Annotated in this window: 11 protein-coding genes; 1 reads left to right on the top strand and 10 read right to left on the bottom strand. The window is 71.6% G+C overall.

The genetic code is table 11. The annotated features are described in order from the left end of the window. Positions 1 to 116 precede the first annotated feature (116 nt). Together rpmA and rplU are read right to left on the bottom strand one after the other, a co-directional pair. Entirely contained in the window at positions 117 to 371 is a 255-nt protein-coding gene (gene rpmA / locus C6376_RS15580; RefSeq protein ID WP_003990207.1) for a 50S ribosomal protein L27, read from the bottom strand. Positions 372 to 385: 14 nt separating this feature from the next. Further along, positions 386 to 706, bottom strand: a complete 321-nt coding sequence (gene rplU / locus C6376_RS15575) for a 50S ribosomal protein L21 (RefSeq protein WP_007381993.1) — start codon at positions 704 to 706, stop codon at positions 386 to 388. 335 nt (positions 707 to 1,041) lie between these two features. Here rplU and C6376_RS15570 point away from each other — a divergent pair, with 335 nt between their 5' ends. Beyond that, positions 1,042 to 1,641 (top strand): acyltransferase, encoded by a 600-nt coding sequence (locus C6376_RS15570; protein ID WP_107443968.1) that lies wholly within the window; start codon positions 1,042 to 1,044, stop codon positions 1,639 to 1,641. Between the two features lie 84 nt (positions 1,642 to 1,725). Here C6376_RS15570 and C6376_RS15565 read toward each other — a convergent pair whose 3' ends face one another. The 8 genes from C6376_RS15565 to C6376_RS15530 all read right to left on the bottom strand — a co-directional run bounded on the left by C6376_RS15565 (position 1,726) and on the right by C6376_RS15530 (position 17,083). Further along, a complete protein-coding gene (locus C6376_RS15565; RefSeq protein WP_107443967.1) occupies positions 1,726 to 2,877 on the bottom strand; it encodes an acyltransferase in 1,152 nt (383 codons plus the stop codon). A 253-nt stretch (positions 2,878 to 3,130) separates the two neighbouring features. After that, entirely contained in the window at positions 3,131 to 4,414 is a 1,284-nt protein-coding gene (locus tag C6376_RS15560) for a nucleotide sugar dehydrogenase (RefSeq protein WP_107443966.1), read from the bottom strand. A gap of 9 nt (positions 4,415 to 4,423) precedes the next feature. After that, positions 4,424 to 6,070 (bottom strand): glycosyltransferase family 2 protein, encoded by a 1,647-nt coding sequence (locus tag C6376_RS15555; RefSeq protein ID WP_107443965.1) that lies wholly within the window; start codon positions 6,068 to 6,070, stop codon positions 4,424 to 4,426. Then, positions 6,067 to 7,650 (bottom strand): glycosyltransferase family 4 protein, encoded by a 1,584-nt coding sequence (locus C6376_RS15550; protein WP_254075951.1) that lies wholly within the window; start codon positions 7,648 to 7,650, stop codon positions 6,067 to 6,069. The genes C6376_RS15555 and C6376_RS15550 overlap by 4 nt, the downstream gene beginning before the upstream one ends. A 20-nt stretch (positions 7,651 to 7,670) precedes the next feature. After that, entirely contained in the window at positions 7,671 to 10,259 is a 2,589-nt protein-coding gene (locus C6376_RS15545) for a glycosyltransferase (protein WP_107443964.1), read from the bottom strand. Positions 10,260 to 10,362: 103 nt separating this feature from the next. Then, a complete protein-coding gene (locus C6376_RS15540) occupies positions 10,363 to 11,382 on the bottom strand; it encodes a Gfo/Idh/MocA family protein (protein WP_107443963.1) in 1,020 nt (339 codons plus the stop codon). Next, positions 11,379 to 12,494 carry a DegT/DnrJ/EryC1/StrS aminotransferase family protein gene (locus tag C6376_RS15535; RefSeq protein WP_107448984.1) on the bottom strand — a complete coding sequence of 372 codons (1,116 nt, stop codon included), beginning with the start codon at positions 12,492 to 12,494 and terminating at the stop codon, positions 11,379 to 11,381. The genes C6376_RS15540 and C6376_RS15535 overlap by 4 nt, the downstream gene beginning before the upstream one ends. A gap of 434 nt (positions 12,495 to 12,928) precedes the next feature. Next, on the bottom strand, positions 12,929 to 17,083 hold the full coding sequence (locus C6376_RS15530) for an Rne/Rng family ribonuclease (protein WP_107443962.1): 4,155 nt from the start codon (positions 17,081 to 17,083) through the stop codon (positions 12,929 to 12,931). Positions 17,084 to 17,152: the final 69 nt, after the last annotated feature.

The following is a 17,152-nucleotide window of genomic DNA, read 5'->3' as shown; positions in this document are numbered from 1 at the left end:
ACTGGCTACAAAACGACTACAAAACGAAACGTACGTATCTGTCTACTGCGTAACACGCGAAAGGCGGACCCGCCTTCCCGCACGGGAAGTGAGGTCCGCCTCGCGAAAGCTTCCGATCAGGCGACCGGAACGATGTTCACGACCTTGCGGCCACGGTGGGTGCCGAACTGCACCGAACCGGCCTCCAGGGCGAACAGCGTGTCGTCGCCGCCACGGCCGACGCCCGCGCCGGGGTGGAAGTGCGTGCCGCGCTGGCGGACCAGGATCTCACCCGCGTTGACGACCTGACCGCCGAAGCGCTTCACGCCGAGCCGCTGGGCATTGGAGTCGCGACCGTTCCGGGTGGACGATGCGCCCTTCTTGTGTGCCATGTCTCCTCAGTCCCTTACTTCGCAGCCGCGGGGATCTCAGTGACCTTGATCGCCGTGTACTGCTGGCGGTGGCCCTGACGACGGCGGTAGCCGGTCTTGTTCTTGTAGCGAAGGATGTCGATCTTCACACCCTTGTGGTGGTCCACGACCTCGGCCTGGACCTTGATGCCGGCCAGCACCCACGGGTCGCTGGTCACAGCGTCGCCGTCGACAACGAGCAGGGTCGAGAGCTCGACCGTGTCGCCAACCTTGGCAGTGGAAATCTTGTCAACCTCAACGATGTCGCCGACAGCAACCTTGTGCTGGCGACCACCGCTGCGCACGATGGCGTACACGCGGATCTCACTCTCTCGCTCTGGGACGGCATCCCCGCAGTCCAGCCGTCCGGGAACGAACACGGACGGCCTCTCCCGACCACCGAGGCAACCGGTACCCGGGAGGAAGAGGTTTACGGAGATGTGGCGCGTCAGTCGACACGCCGAGGGTCAAGGCTACGGGGCGGCCGTTCGGGGGTCAAACCGGGCCTGGCTCCCCCATGGCCGCATCGCCACGGCGCCGGGCGACGACGGCCGCCCGCCCCGTGCCGGGCCGGGCTCCAACCCCGCCCCGCCAGCCCGCCGCAGGCCCCGTATGCTCGCCGGACCAAGCCGCACACCGGAAGGCAGCAGAAGTGAACTACAGGGTCCAGCCGAGCGCGCAGGTCGACGAGCGTGCCGAGATCGGCGCCGGCAGCAGTGTCTGGGACCTCGCGCAGATCCGCGAGGGCGCGCGCCTCGGTGAGGGCTGCGTGGTCGGCAGGGGCGCGTACGTCGGCTCGGGTGTACGGATGGGCGACAACTGCAAGCTGCAGAACTACGCGCTCGTCTACGAGCCCGCGGAGCTCGGCGACGGTGTCTTCATCGGCCCGGCCGTGGTCCTCACCAACGACCACAACCCCCGCTCCGTGGACCCCGACGGCAAGCAGAAGCGCGGCGGCGACTGGGAGGCCGTCGGAGTGAAGATCGCCGACGGCGCGTCGATCGGGGCTCGCGCCGTGTGCGTCGCGCCCATCACCATCGGCCGCTGGGCCATGATCGCCGCCGGCGCGGTCGTCACCAAGGACGTCCCGGACTTCGGCCTGGTCGTCGGCGTTCCCGCGCGGCAGGTCGGCTGGGTCGGCCGGGCCGGCGTCAAGCTGGTCGAGCGCGCGGGCGAGGCGGACGTCTGGGAGTGCCCGCAGACCGGCGAGCTGTACGACGCGAAGGACGGCGTCCTCACCGAGCGCGTCTGAGGCTCCACGCGTGCAGAGCCCGAGGGCGGCCGGTGTGCAACCGGCCGCCCTTCCTGTTCCCGCCGGGGCTTTCGGGGCCTCGGGTCAGGCCTCCGCGGCCGCGGCGCGCTTCCGGGACTCCTTGTCCAGGCGGTCGCGCAGCCAGCGCTGGGACGGCTTCTCCACGAACCGGTGGACAAGCCACGCCAGCACGATCAGCGACACCGTGGTGATGGCCAGCGTGGCCCACGCCCCGACGTGCCCGTACAGGATGCGGATCATCGCCCAGCCCAGTTCCTCGTGGAGCAGGTACAGCGGGTAGACCAGGGCGCCCGCCGTGGACAGCCACTTCCAGCCGATCCGGTCGAGCTTGTGCAGCGCGACGGCGAGAACCAGCAGGTAGAAGACCGTGACCAGGGCGAGGGCGACGTACGGGGAGCGGTCCATGCCCTTGTCGTGACGCAGATGGTCCGCGTGCTGGACGAGGTCGCTCTGCATCACCAGCCAGCTCGCGCCCAGCAGCCCCCACAGCTTGAGGTCCGGACCGAACCGGTACATCAGGTACATCGCGATGCCGGACACGAACAGTGCGGTGTTGAGCGGCTGCGCGAAGATCCCGAGCAGCGGGAACTTCTCCTCCTGCACCAGGACGCTCGCGAGCAGCCACAGCCAGCAGAAGACCGAGACGCGGACGTAGTCGAGCCCCTTCCAGAGCACGACCAGGAAGATCAGGTAGAAGGTCAGCTCCACCCACAGCGTCCAGTAGGCGCCGACGAGGTGGCGTGCCGAGAGCGGCACCTGGAACATCGTGAGGTTGGTGAGCGAGTCGCTGACGCTCGGGGCCTTGCGGGCGCCGTCGGGCAGCGCCCGCCAGACGACGACGGCTACGACGACCGAGAACCAGTACGCCGGGAAGAGCCGCAGGAACCGCGCCTGCACGAACTGGCCGGGAGTGCGGTTCCAGGCGGACAGGCAGATGACGAATCCGCTGATGATGAAGAACAACTGCACACCGTAGGAGCCGTACGAGGTGTACGGGAAGATCGACGGGAACAGCGCCTTGGGATTGACGCCCCAGTTCGCCTTGGTCGCCGCGTCCACGCCGGTGAAGTGGAATATCAGCACCGAGAGCGCCGCTATGACGCGCAGCGCGTCCAGAGCGTAGAGCCGATTGCCCCGGGATTGCCGTGGCGGCACGGTTCCGGGTGCGTCGGGCGCGTCCGGCAGGGCCGAGACCTTGACGTCGGTCTGGGACATTCGTCGTCCTCGCTGTGTGTCCGTACGGAGGGGGGACCGACCGCTCGCAATTCCGCGTCTGCCCCCTTGCGGAGCCCCGCCGCCTCGCCTTCGGCGCGCCCGGCTCCCGCCTGGCGAGCATACGGGAGACACACAGGGGGCACAGGGCCAACCCCGCGGAGACGGCCGTCCGGAGCAGGCGGTCGGGACCGGCACCACGCACGCGTACGGCCCCGGCCGCAGGGCCGGGGCCGTAGAGCGACGGCGGGCTGTGTCAGCCTCCGATGACGACCCTGCGCACGCCCTCCCAGGCCTTCGGGTCGGTGGTGCGACGCCCGTCGACCAGGACCGTGACGTCCGGCAGGTCCGCCGGGGTCAGGCTGCGGTACTCGGCGTGGTCGGCCTGCAGGATCGCCGCGGTGACCTTCTCGCCCGCGTGCGGGGTGAGGCCGTGCGCGACGAGCTCCTCGCTCGTGTACATCGGGTCCGAAACGAACGGGACCGCGCCGCGCGCCTTCAGGGCCGCGACGGTCGGGAAGACGCCCGAGAAGGCCGTCTCCTTCACGCCGCCACGGTAGGCGGCGCCCAGCACCAGCACGTTCACACCGTTCAGGTCGCCGTAGGCGGCCGCCAGCAGGTCCACCGCGTAGTCCGGCATCGCCGCGTTCGCCTCACGGGCGGAGCGCACGACGGTGGCGGCCGGGTCGTTCCACAGGTACATCCGCGGGTAGATCGGGATGCAGTGGCCGCCGACCGCGATGCCGGGCTGGTGGATGTGGCTGTAGGGCTGCGAGTTGCAGGCCTCGATGACCTTCTTGACGTCGATGCCGTTGCTGTCGGCGAAGCGCGCGAACTGGTTCGCGAGGCCGATGTTGACGTCCCGGTAGGTCGTCTCGGCGAGCTTGGCCAGCTCGGAGGCCTCGGCGGTGCCCAGGTCCCACACGCCGTTCGGCTGCGGCAGGTCGGTGCGCTCGTCGAAGTCGAGGACCTGCTCGTAGAACTGCACGCCGCGGGCGCCGGACGCCTCGTCGATGCCGCCGACCAGCTTGGGGTAGCGGCGCAGGTCGGCGAAGACCCGGCCGGTCAGGACGCGCTCCGGGGAGAACACCAGGTGGAAGTCCTCGCCGGCGGTGAGGCCCGAGCCCTCGGCCAGCATGGGCGCCCAGCGGGTACGCGTGGTGCCGACCGGGAGGGTCGTCTCGTAGGAGACGAGCGTGCCGGGCTTGAGGCCTTGGGCTATCGCCTTGGTCGCCGCGTCCATCCAGCCGAAGTCCGGGACCCCCTCGGCGTCGACGAACAGCGGCACGACCACGACGACGGCCTCGGACTCGGCCACCGCGGAGGCGGTGTCCGTGGTCGCGCTCAGCAGCCCGGCGTCGACCGCCTGCTTCAGCTTGACGTCCAGGTCGTGCTCACCGGGGAACGGCTCGACGCCGGCGTTGACCAGCTCGACGACCTTCTCGTTGACGTCCGCGCCGATGACCCGGTGGCCCTTGGCGGCGAACTGAACCGCCAGCGGGAGCCCGATCTTGCCGAGCGCTACTACACAGATGTTCATGGAGGGTCGCTACTTCCTTCTCAAACGGGACTTCAGTTTCCTGACGGCGCCCCCCAGCGCCCGCCGGATGACCGTCCTCTTCGGGGGGTGGAGCTGGGCCGTGTCGACGACGACGCGTCCCTTGGGGTTGACGAGCGCCGACGCCCGGTACAGGTCCGCCTGCGGACCCCACAGCCTGGCCAGCGGCATGGGCAGCCCCTCGCCGCGCACGGGTATCTCGTAGGTGAACCCTGCCACGTCCAGGTATACCCGCACACCCCGGCCGGCGGTGACGAGCTCCAGCGGGACCCGGGCGTGCAGCGCCGTGGCGGCGCCGTCCTCGGTGGGCTCCACCGTCGTCTCGCCCTGCGGGGCGGGCAGGCCCTGGTCGGCCTTCAGCCGGCGGGCGCCCGCCTTGTCCGCGGACTTCGGCATGGCCCCCTTGACGAGCCGCAGCACGGCGCCGTCGACGTCGCCGACCACCGGCACCCGCACGGACGCCGTGTAGGCGAGCGCCTCCCCCTGCTGCTCCCAGGCGGAGGCCAGCAGCTCGGTGCCCTCGGCGAGCGGAGCGGGGACGGACTCCCCGAGCAGTTCGTAGACCCGGTCGGCCAGGCCGATGCGCGGGTCGCGGAAGCCGGGGTAGCGGGCGAAGGCGCGGTCGCCCTCGAGGACGAACGGGGTCGCTCCGGGCTTCTTCTCCGACGAGATCGCCTCGGCCAGCTCGTCGATCGCGCCGGCGTGCGCGAGGGCGATCCGCACCCGGCGCTTGACGTCCATCGCGTCGCGGATGCCGTCGGTGAAGTACGTGTCGGCCAGTCGCGCTATGCCCGCGCAGAGCTGCCGCTGCAGCTCGCGGTCGAGGGACGGGAAGTCGTCCTGGACGAGCTTGGCCAGCTCCCAGGTGAAGTGCCGCCGCAGGACCGCGTCGCGCTGCGGGCCCGCCTCGATGAGGCCGGCCGTGAAGTCCATGATCTCCGCGGTGGCGCGCAGCCGGGCCAGGTGGTCGGCACGGTAGGTGATGTTGCTGGCGTCGCCCCGCTTGACCGCGTAGTAGCAGACGTAGTCGGCCACCACCGAGATCTTCGCCGCGCGCACGCACGCCTCGATGGTGAACGGCTGGTCGCTGCCCACCGGCAGGTGCTCGGGGAAGCGCAGCTTGTACTTCTCGACCAGCTCCCGCCGGAACAGCTTGGTGTTGGCGAGGGTGAACGGCAGCGCCGAGTCGTACAGGCTGACGTCCGCGTCGTTCTTCTTGTACAGCGCCTGGTGCACGTACCGGCCGTTGGTGCCGACCATCTTGCCGACGACGACGTCGGAGCCGTGCTTGTCGCCGCACTTCACCATGCGCTCCAGGGCTTCCTCGCCCAGGTAGTCGTCGGAGCCGATGAAGTACACGTAGCGGCCGGTGGCCACCTCGAGCGCACGGTTGCTGGGCGCGGCCGGGCCGCCGGAGTTGGGCTGGTGCAGCACCTTCACGGTGTCCGGGTACAGCGCCGCGAACCGGTCCAGCTCGGGGCCGCTGTCGTCGGTGGAGCCGTCGTCGACCGCGACGATCTCGAGACGTTCGCGGCCTATGCTCTGCCCGAGGAGCGAGTTCAGGCACTCCGTCAGGTAGGGCATGGTGTTGTACACGGCGATGACGACGGTGACGTCGGGAGCCGGAGCCGCCCTCATGATCCCGCCTTCGGGTTTCTGGGGACGAGACGGGTGTACAGCCCGTCGAGGACCTCGGCCTGCGCCTCCCAGGTCCAGGTGTCCAGCAGACCGGGCTTGTCGTAGGCCGTCCGGTACTTCTCGGGGTCGGCCAGCACGGCCTTGATCGCGCGGGCCAGGTCGTCGATGTCCTCGGCCCGGCAGACCTCGCCCTGGCCCGTGGCACGGGTGACCTCGGACATGGTCTTCACGTCGCTCACCACCAGCGGCAGCCGGGCGTGCGAGTACTCGAAGAACTTCGTGATCAGGGCGATCTCGTGGTTCGGCCAGTGGTGGATGGGGATGCAGCCGACGTTCGCCGCGGACAGGAAGCGCACCACCTGCCAGTGCTTGACGTACGGCACCGCGTGCAGCCGGTCGCCGACGCCGAGTTCCCGGGCGCGCGCGAGCAGGCCCTGGATGTAGCCGGCGGCCGGCGCGGGCACGACGAACGCCATGTGGACGCCGTCCAGCTTCGGCAGGGCCTCGACCATGTCGCCGAGGCCGCGCTGCGGGCCGGGCGAGCCGCTGTAGACGACCAGCGGGACGTCCGGTCCGATCCCGCACAGCTCGCGCAGGTCCGGCTCCGGCTCGGTGTCCTCGATCGCCGGGTCCCGCTCGACGGGGCGGTCGGGGGCGTTGAGGACGACGGTCGGCTGCTCGTCGAGACCGTGGCGCTCGCGCAGCAGGTCGGCTAGGCCCTCGGAGACGGTGACCACGGCGTCGGCGAACGGGGCGTACTCGCTCTCGTGCGCGGTGTTGCCGGGGATCCAGTGGGCGTTGTCCTCCCACGGGCGTACGCCGGGCAGGAACTCGTGGGCGTCCCACACCAGCTTGACCGTGCGGCCCTTGGCGCGGGCGCGGACGGCGGCGCGGGCGCCGACGCCCAGCATGCGGAAGTCGTTGGCGTGGATGAGATCGGGCTTGAGCGCGTCGATCTCCGCGCCGTACGTCAACTCGTAGTCCCACAGCACCGGTTCGAGGCGGCGCCAGGCGCGCTTGCCCTTGACGGCCTTCCAGGTCGCGGTGAAGGCCCGGTCGACCGGGCCGTTCAGGGCACGGCCGGCCTTCTGGGCCTGGCTGCTCTGACGGGCTCGGAAGCCGACCCACTTCTGCATGAACTTCGACACCGGTCCGGCCACCGTGAGGCGGGCCGTCTCGGCCTTGCGGAACAAGGGGGAACCGACCGCCTTCGGCGCGACCTTCAGCGCGGCACGGCGGGTGGCCACGTCCGCTCGCCAGGCCTTGATCCACTGGCGGCGGTAGGCGGCCATCGGACCCGGCGGGTAGGCGAGCGGACGGCGCAGCGGCGAGCGGTGACGTTCGGCGTGCCGCTTGGCCAGCGGGGTCTTCAGCGGCAGCAGCCGGACCTCGGCGTCGCCGAGCTTCCAGCTGCGGCCGTTGCCGGAGCGGACGAGACCGAGCAGCACCACGTCCCAGCCGGCGGCCGCGGCGGACTCGGCTGCCTTCTGCACCCGCGAGTCGCCGTCGACCTTGTTGTCGACCAGCATGACGACGCGACCCTTGACGGGGCGGGGTGCGCCGGCACTCTGCGCTTCCATTAACAGCCTCTCTAAACCGGTCACTTGAGGAAATCGCTGAGGACCTGCACGGTCCAGGTCCCGTCGTGGTACATACGGGCGAACGCGGCGGACTCCCGGCCGATCCTGGCCGTGCCCTCACGGTCGTCGACGAGGGCCTTCACGACCTCGCCGAGGGTGTCGGGGGTGGCGGAGACGATGGGCAGGGCGCCGTCCGTCGCGGCCTTCACACCATCGCTGATGTAGGCGACGACAGGCTTACCGGCAGCCATCGCCTCGACGGCGAACGTGCCATAACTGCCGGTGGTGAACTGGTCGAGCACCAGGTCGCAGCTCTGCACCAGCTCACGCATCTCGGCCCACGGGATGCCCTCGGCGAGCCGGAACTCGATGAGTCCCTTGTCGTGGAGCTCGGTCATCACGGGGATGATCCGGTCGGTGCCCTTGGTCCAGCGCTTCGAGGGGGCGTGCAGCACCAGCGGCCGCTCGCGCTCCATCACCGGCCGGTCCGTGGCCCAGGCGAGGACGTCCACGACCAGCGGCGCCCACTTCGCGGTCGGCAGGTCCTCCAGCAGGTCCGGCGTGGTGACGTACAGCGGCAGACCGGCCTCGGTGGCGATCCGCTTGTTCCGCTCGGCCTTCGCCTGGAGCTTCTTCGCGATGCCCTTGGGGGCGTCGTGGAACAGCGAGAAGGGGTGGCGCGCCATGTGGTTGCCGGGGTGCCGGATCTCGCTGCCGTGGGCGAGCAGCGCCACCTTGATTCGGGCCTGCTTCAGCGCGTCGAGGTCACCGGCGATCGAGGAGCCGTTGAGATTGCCGAAGACCGGCATGAACGCGTCGACCAGCAGATGCGTATAACGTCCGACGATCCGTTCCACCTGCTGGAACTGGACGGGCAGCTCACCGAGCGCGGTCGCGTCGACGTAGACGTCGGCCGGGTAGTCGAAGGACTCCGGCTGCTTGTTCATGACGACCTCGACCGACACGTCCGGGTTGACGCGCGTGATCGCCTGGGCGTACGCGGCGCCCTGGCCCGCATAGTTGGCCGGTCCGAGGCCCAGCCGGACGCGGGTCTCGCCGAGCTTCTTCCAGGTCGGCTGGCCGTCGCCGTCGGTGATCTCCACGGTCCGTACGGCGTCCGGGGTCTCCTGCACCGTCCACGACAGCTCGGGCCGCGGGCCGGGCGGGGTCTTCTTCGACAGCTCGCGGTACAGCTTCAGCAGCTTGGCGCTCTGCGTCTCCCAGGACAGGTCCGAGCGGACCTCCTCGGTGATCGCCCCGGCGAGCTCGGCGCGGCGCTCCATGGCCCGCGCGGCGGCCGTGGCGAACGTCTTCGGGTCGTCCCAGGTCCACACCTCGCCCAGGCCGCGCTCCTCGACGTACGCCTTGATGACCTTCACGTCGCTGGTGACCAGCGGCAGGCCGGCCTGCAGGTACTCGGAGACCTTCGTCGGCAGCGACACCTCGCAGTTGGGGACCCGCCGGAAGGGGGTGAGGCCGAGGTCGGCGGAGGAGAGGTAGTCGGCGACCTCGTGCTGCGGCACGTACGGCACCAGGTGCACGCGGTCGCGCACGCCGAGGGCCTCGGCCCGGGCGAACAGCTGCTCGAGCAGGGGCGTCATCCGGCCGTGGACCAGGGCGAGGTGGAAGCCCGGAAGGTCAGGCATGCCGTCGATGACGGCGTCCACACCGCGCTCCGGGCCGATCCAGCCCGCGTAGACCATCAAAGGCGTCTCGGGGCCGAGACCGCAGGCCTTGCGCACCGACGCGGTGGACCGGCCGCCGCCGATCACCTCACGGACCGGCGAATTGCCCACCACCAGCGGCGACTTCGCCAGCTTGTGGTCGTTCTTCAGCAGCTCCGCCATCTGCGGGGAGACCGTGACGACCGCGTCCGCGCGGCCGATGAACTCGGCCTCCACCGCGGGCAGCGCGGAGGCCTGGCGGGCGTTGGGCCACTCCACGCCCCTGATGTACTCGTGCGCGTCGTACAACCAGACGCAGGTCCGGCCCCGGGCGCGCAGCCGGGCCGCGCTGAGCGCCGCCGTCGCGATCATCGTCACGTCGTTGGCGTGGATGACGTCCGGCTCGACCTCTTCGATGACCGGTCCGAAGGCGAGGTCGAGGTCGACCACCTGCGGCCAGTCCCGGCGCCAGTCGCCGACCGGCGCCGGGTCCTTGGACTTGCGCCGCTGCTCCCACTTGAACGCCTTGACCCGCAGCCGGTGCACCGACCGGCGGGCCCGCAGCGCGGCCTTGATCGACGCCCGGCGCGGGGTGCCCGCGTACGCGGTCTCGGCGGACTTCTGCCGGACCCACGCCCGGTAGGCCGCGGTGTAGCGGTTCAGGGCCGCCTGGTCCTGCAGGTTGAACTGGGTGGCGGCCGCCCGCAGGGGGCGCGCCTTGCGGGTGTTCACCTCACGCAGGTAGTCCACGCCCACCGGGACACGGATCACCTCGATCGGACCCATCTTCGACCGCTGGACGCGCTTGCTGTCGCTCCGGCCGATGAGGGTCACGTCCCAGCCGTCCCGGGCCGCGGCGACAGCGGTCTTCTGTACGCGAGAGTCGCCTGTGATGCCGTTGGCGACAATCACGGCAAGGCGCGGCCGGCGGGCAGGGGATTCCATGTGTGAGTTCCTCCGAGTGGAAGACAGAAGTTCGGCGTCCCCGGTTCCACGATCTGGCGGGAACCGGGGACGGGCGTTTTCGGCGACCCGCCACGCGGGTGGGTCAGGCCGCTCCGCTGCGGCTGTCGTCGAACCGCAGGGTCTTGCCTTCGGCCGCCGATTCCAGCACCGCGGCCGCCACCTCGACGGTGCGCATGCCCTGGCGGAGGGTGCAGATGTCGGCGGGCTTGCCGAGCACCGCGTCCCGGAAGAGCTCGTGCTCCACCAGGAGCGGCTCACGCTTCGCGATCGCGTACCGGATCATGTCGCCCTCGGAGACACCGCGGAAGGCCCGCAGGGCCTCCCACTCGGTGGTCACCGCGGCGTTGGAGTGGAACGTCAGATCGGCGGTGAGGGTGTCGGCTATGAAGCAGCCCCGCTCACCGGTGACCGAGGTGAACCGCTCCTTGAGCGGGCTCAGCCAGTTCACCAGGTGGTTGACCATGGTGCCGTCGTCGAGACGACCGACCGCGGAGACCATGTCCTCGTGCTCACGACCGCTCTTGGACACGGTGTGCGCGGCGATGGACACGTACTGCCGCCCCGTCACCCAGCCGGTGAGGTCGATGTCGTGGGTGGCGAGGTCCTTGACGACGCCGACGTCCGCGATGCGGTGCGGGAAGGGGCCCTGACGGCGGGTGACGACCTGGTAGACGTCGCCCAGCTCACCGGCCTCCAGCCGCGTCCGCAGCGACATCAGCGCCGGGTTGCACCGCTCGATGTGACCGACGCCGGCCACCAGACCGCGCGACTCGAAGGCTTCGACGAGGCGACGGGCGCCCTCGACGGTGTCGGCGACCGGCTTCTCGACCAGCGCGCAGACCCCGGCCTCGGCGAGCGCCAGGCCGACCGGCTCGTGCAGGGCGGTCGGGCAGGCCACGACGGCGTAGTCCACACCGAGGGCGATGAGCTCCTCGACGGTGTTCAGGATCGGCGCCCCCTGGGCGGCGCCGAACTTGTCACCCATCGGGTCGACGACGCCGACGAGTTCGACGCCGTCCAGACCGGACAGGACGCGGGCGTGGTGACGCCCCATGGAACCGAGGCCGACGAGTCCTGCTCGCAGCGACTTCCCGGTACTCACAGTTGCTCCCCCAGAGCATTGACAGCGGTGACGATGCGCTCCAGGTCCTGCGTGGACAGGGCCGGGTGCACGGGCAGCGACACGACCTCGGCGGCCGCGCGGTCCGTCTCGGGCAGGTCCCAGTCACGACCCGCCTTCTGGTCCGGCTCCCAGTACGGCTTCAGCCGGTGGATGGGCGTCGGGTAGTACACGGCGTTGCCGATGCCGGCCTCGGTCAGCTTGGCCATGGCGGCGTCGCGGTCACCCTGGATGCGCACCGTGTACTGGTGGTAGATGTGCCGCGCGCCCTCGGCGACCTTCGGCGTGAGCACGTTCGGCGCGGTGATGTGCTCGGTGAGGTACGCGGCGTTGGCGATGCGCTGCTCGGTCCAGCCGTCCAGCTTGCGCCGCTGGACGCGGCCGATGGCGGCGGACACGTCCGTCATGCGCACGTTGGCGCCGACGATCTCGTTGGCGTAGCGCGTCTCCATGCCCTGGTTGCGCAGCAGGCGCAGGGTCCGCGCGGTCTGCGCGTCCCCGGTGGAGATCATGCCGCCCTCGAGGCTGTGCATGTTCTTCGTCGGGTAGAAGCTGAACGTGCCCGCGGCGCCGAACGCGCCGACCGGGGTGCCGTTCAGCGCGGCCGCGTGAGCCTGGCACGCGTCCTCGACCACGGCGAGCCCGTGCTGCTGCGCGATCGCCATGATCTGGTCCATGGCCGCCGGGTGACCGTACAGGTGCACCGGCATGATCGCGGCGGTGCGCGGCGACAGGGCCGCCTCGACCGCGGCCGGGGACAGACAGAACGTCTCCGGGTCGATGTCGGCGAACACCACGTCGGCGCCGACCAGCCGGACCGCGTTGGCGGAGGCGGCGAACGAGAACGACGGCACGATGACCTCGTCGCCCGGGCCGAGGCCGAGGGCGAGGAGCGACAGGTGAAGCGCCGAGGTGCCGGAGTTGACCGCGACACAGTGACGCCCGTCGACCAGCTCCGAGAACTCCTCCTCGAAGGCGGCGACCTCGGGTCCTTGGACGACCATGCCGCTGCGCAGTACGCGTACCGCGGCGTCGATCTCCTCCTCGCCGATCACAGGCTTGGCGGCCGGTATGAACACATGGGCGTCGGTCATCGACATCCCCTCCTCTACGGCGACCTCGAAGGCGCACCACGTCTTGCCTGGTCGGGAAGGAGCCGTGTCGATGCTCAGCACGGCCGCATCCCTGGTTGTCCGCCGATGCCTGTGGGCGGGCGAACGGCTTGTACACAGGACCCGCCTCATAGGGTTCCTGGCGGGAAGTCAGCCGCGTCCGGCTGGAAGACCGGATGTGCTCCATCGGCTGTGGTCACGGTGTGCATGTCATCGGCCACCGGGACCACAGTGCACGTTACCAGCCCGCGGACGGCGATTTTCTCCAGGGTTATCGCAGTGAAACCCAGCGCATGGGTGCGCTCTGTCACAAGCAGAACACAGAGTAACCCGCGGGTGAACGCACGGCGACGCGGACACCCGGGGTGCCGGGCGGCCGCGTCGACGTGCGTTCACGAAGGCTCCCTCACGGGACGTCAGTCCTCCGTCGGGGCCGTGACGGACGGCGCGCTCTGCTGCGCGGCCACCGTCTTCTTGGACACGGTCTTCGCCGCCTTCTTGGCCGTCGTCTTCTTGGCGACGGTCTTCTTCGCGGCCGTCTTCTTGGCCACCACCGTCTTCGTGGCGGCCTTCTTGGCCGTGGCCTTCTTCGCCGTCTTGCGGGCGGCCGTCTTCTTCGCCGGAGCGGCCTCCGCCTCCTCGGCGGCGGGCATCCCGGTGTCGGCGTCGGCCGGCTCGCCGACGGCCTCCGCGGCAGTGACCTGCGCGACAGCGGCCTCCGGCGCGGCCGACGGGACGACCACCACGGCCGTCTCCTCGGACGCGGTCGGCGCGGTGGCCTTGCGCACGGCGCGGCGTCGCGGGCGGGCCAGAGCCGCGCTCTCGACGACGGGCTCGTCACCCGCTGCGGCCTCCGGCTGCGCGGCCTCGGCGACCGGGGCCGGCGCGACCGCCGGCTCGGTGACCGTGACAGCGGCGGCCTCGGCGCCCGCGGGCGACCCGGCCGGCGCGGACGCCTTGCGGGTGGCGCGACGACGCGTACGGCCCTTGGGCGCGGCCTCGTCGACGGCCGGCGTGTCGCTCGGCGTCTCCGCGGCCTCGACCACCGGGTCCTCGACGGCGACCGGCTCGGCGTGCACCGCGGCCGCCTCGGCGGGCCGCACCGGACGCTCGGCCTCCGCCTCGGCGGTGACCTCCTGCGCGGTGGGCGCGTCGACGAGCGTCTCGGGAGCCGCGGGCGACGCGGGAGCCGCCTCGACGGTCTCCGCCGCGTCGAACGCCTCGGAGCCGCCCGTCCTGCGCGACGCGCCGCCTCGCGGCGTGCCCGCCGGGGCGGACGCTCTGCGGCTCGCCCGGCGCCGGCCACGGCCCCGGCCGGCGGAGGCCTCCGCCTCGGCGATGCTGCTGTACAGCTCCTCGTCCGGCGCGAACTCCGGAGCGGCGAGCGCGACCGGCTCGGCCACCTCGGCGGCGACCTCGGCCTCGCTCTCCGCCTCCTGCTCGACGTCCAGCGGCTCGACGACGTCGACCGCCGCCTCGTGCTCGTGGACGTGTCCGTCACCGCCACGGCCGCGCTTCTTGCGCTTCCCGCCGCCGCCGACCGCGGTCGGCTGCTCCATGTGGACGATGACGCCGCGCCCGTTGCAGTGCACACAGGTCTCGGAGAAGGACTCCAGCAGCCCCTGCCCCACCCGCTTGCGGGTCATCTGGACCAGGCCCAGCGAGGTGACCTCCGCCACCTGGTGCTTGGTGCGGTCGCGGCCCAGACACTCCAGCAGCCGGCGCAGCACCAGGTCCCGGTTGGACTCCAGCACCATGTCGATGAAGTCGATGACGATGATGCCGCCGAGGTCGCGCAGCCGCAGCTGACGCACGATCTCCTCGGCCGCCTCCAGGTTGTTCCTGGTGACCGTCTCCTCGAGGTTGCCGCCCTGCCCGGTGAACTTGCCGGTGTTGACGTCGACCACGACCATCGCCTCGGTCCGGTCGATCACCAGCGAACCGCCGCTGGGCAGCCAGACCTTGCGGTCCAGCGCCTTGGCGAGCTGCTCGTCGATCCGGTAGGTGGCGAAGACGTCGACCTCGGAGGTCCACCTCGACAGCCGCTCGGCGAGGTCGGGGGCGACGTGCGAGACGTACCCGTGGATCGTCGACCAGGCCTCGTCACCGCTGACGATGACCTTGGAAAAGTCTTCGTTGAAGATGTCGCGCACGACCCGGACGGTCATGTCCGGCTCGCCGTACAGCAGCGTCGGGGCGTTGCCGCCGTTCTTCGCCTTCTTCTGGATGTCCTCCCACTGGCCCTGCAGCCGCTCGACGTCACGGCGCAGCTCGTCCTCGCTCGCGCCCTCGGCGGCGGTGCGCACGATGACGCCCGCGTCCTCGGGGACGATCTTCTTGAGGATCGTCTTCAGCCGGGCCCGCTCGGTGTCGGGCAGCTTGCGGCTGATGCCGGTCATCGAGCCCTCGGGCACGTACACGAGGTAGCGGCCCGGCAGGGAGACCTGGCTGGTCAGACGCGCGCCCTTGTGCCCGATCGGGTCCTTGGTGACCTGTACGAGGACCGACTGGCCCGACTTCAGGGCGGCCTCGATGCGGCGCGGCCCGTTGGCCATGCCGAGCGCCTCGAAGTTGACCTCGCCGGCGTACAGGACGGCGTTGCGCCCCTTGCCGATGTCGATGAAGGCGGCCTCCATCGACGGCAGCACGTTCTGGACCTTGCCCAGGTACACGTTGCCGACGTACGAGGTGGCCTGCTCCTTGTTGACGTAGTGCTCGACGAGCACGTTGTCCTCGAGGACGCCGATCTGGGTGCGCTCGCCGCTCTGGCGGACGACCATCACCCGCTCGACGGCCTCGCGCCGGGCCAGGAACTCGGCCTCGGTGATGATCGGCACCCGGCGGCGGCCCTGCTCACGGCCTTCCCGGCGGCGCTGCTTCTTGGCCTCCAGACGGGTCGAGCCCTTGATGGACTGCACCTCGTCGGACGGCTCGGAGGGCTTGCGCGGCTCGCGGACCTTGACGACCGTCCGCTCCGGGTCCCCGTCGCCGGGCTCTGCCTCGGTGGACGAGTCGCCGGCGCGACGACGGCGACGACGGCGACGACGGCTTCCGGCGGTGGAACCGCCCGCCTCGTCGTCCTCCGTGTCCTCGTCCTCCTGCTCGGCGGTGTCCTCGGCGTCCTGAGCGGACTGCTCCGCGGCGAACTCGTCGGAGTCCGCGTCCCCGGAGTCACCGTCACCGTCGGCGGCCTCGCCACGGCGACGGCGACGGCCGCCCCGGCGGCGACGGCGGCGCGAACCGGTCTCCTCGGTCTCGTCGTCGCCGTCGGCGATGTCCTCGGCGGCCTCGTCGGCGTCCTCCGGCTCGGTCTCCGGCTCGTCCTCGACGACGGGGGCGGCGGCCCGGGCGACGGGCGCGGCGGTGCGGTCGGCCTCGGTCTCGTCTCCGGCGGCCCGGCGACGCCGACGGCGGCGCGAACCGGTCGGCTCCTCCACCGGCTCCTGGACCTCTTCGTGCTCCTCGGCCTCCGCCTCGTCGGCGTCGGCCTCCGCGGCGGCGGCCTCGGCGGCGGCCCGCTGCGGGGTCTGGAACTGCGGCTCGGCGAACACGGGCGCCTGGAACACGGCGACCGCGGGCCGCGCGGGACGGCTCGGCGCGTCGGACTCGGAGCGCTCCTGGGCAGGCGCGGTGAAGCCGCCTGCGGCCCGGCGGACCACGCGCCGACGCCCACGCCGGGAACCGGCGTCATCGTCGGCGGCGGACGTCTCGTCGGCGGCAGGGGCCTCGGCCACCGCCGTCTTCGTCTCGGCAGCGGGGGCCTGGGCCGGCTCGGCGACCGTCACGGTCTCGGGGACCTCGGTGACCTCCGGGACCTCGGCCTCGACGGGCGCGGCGGCGCGGCGGGTCGTGCGGCGTCGGGTGCGGGGCGCGGGCTCGGCAGCCGCCTCTTCGGCGACGGCGGGCACCTCGGCCTCGACGGCGACTGCGGGCGCCTCGGCCTCCGGGGCTCCGGCGGGGGCGGTCGCCCGGCGGGTGGCCCGACGGCGGGCACGGGGGGCCTCGACGGGCACCTCGGGCTCCGCCTCGGGCTGCGCGAGGGCCGTCTCGGTCGCGGGCTCGACGGCGGGCTCGACGACCTCGGCCGCGGCCTCCTCGGCCGGTGCGGACACGCGACGCGTGGCCCGGCGACGGCCACGGCGAGGAGCGGCGTCCTCGGCAGGTGCCTCTTCGGCTTCGGCCGCGACCTGGTCCGCGGGGGCTTCCTCCACCGCGGGCACGACGGTCTCGGCGGCCTCGGCGGCGGCCGGCGCACCGGCGGGCGCGGAGGCACGGCGGGTGGCCCGGCGGCGCGCACGGGGCGCGGCCTCGGGCTCCTGCGCCTCGGCCTCCGCGGAGACCTTCTTCTCCGGGACGGTCACGTCCGGGAGGTCCTCCTCCGCCAACTGCTCGGCGGACTCCACCGCCGGTATGGCCGGCGTGGTGATCTCGGCCGAGGCGTCGGCGGCGGCGACCGGCGGACCCGCCGGCCGGGAAGCGGCACGGCGCCGACGACGCGGCGGCAGGGTGTCGCTGGGGGTGTTCGCATCGGAGTCCGGAACGGACTCTGTGGATTCGGTTGGCTCGAGCATGCGGGCGTTTCTCCCGTCAGGCTCCCGGGCGCCGCGCCTGGTCCGGCGGCGATCACGAAGGATCGACCG

The sequence above is a fragment of the Streptomyces sp. P3 genome (assembly GCF_003032475.1).
In the GTDB taxonomy this organism is placed as follows: Bacteria; Actinomycetota; Actinomycetes; order Streptomycetales; family Streptomycetaceae; genus Streptomyces.
This window is presented reverse-complemented; position numbering and strand designations above follow the sequence as displayed.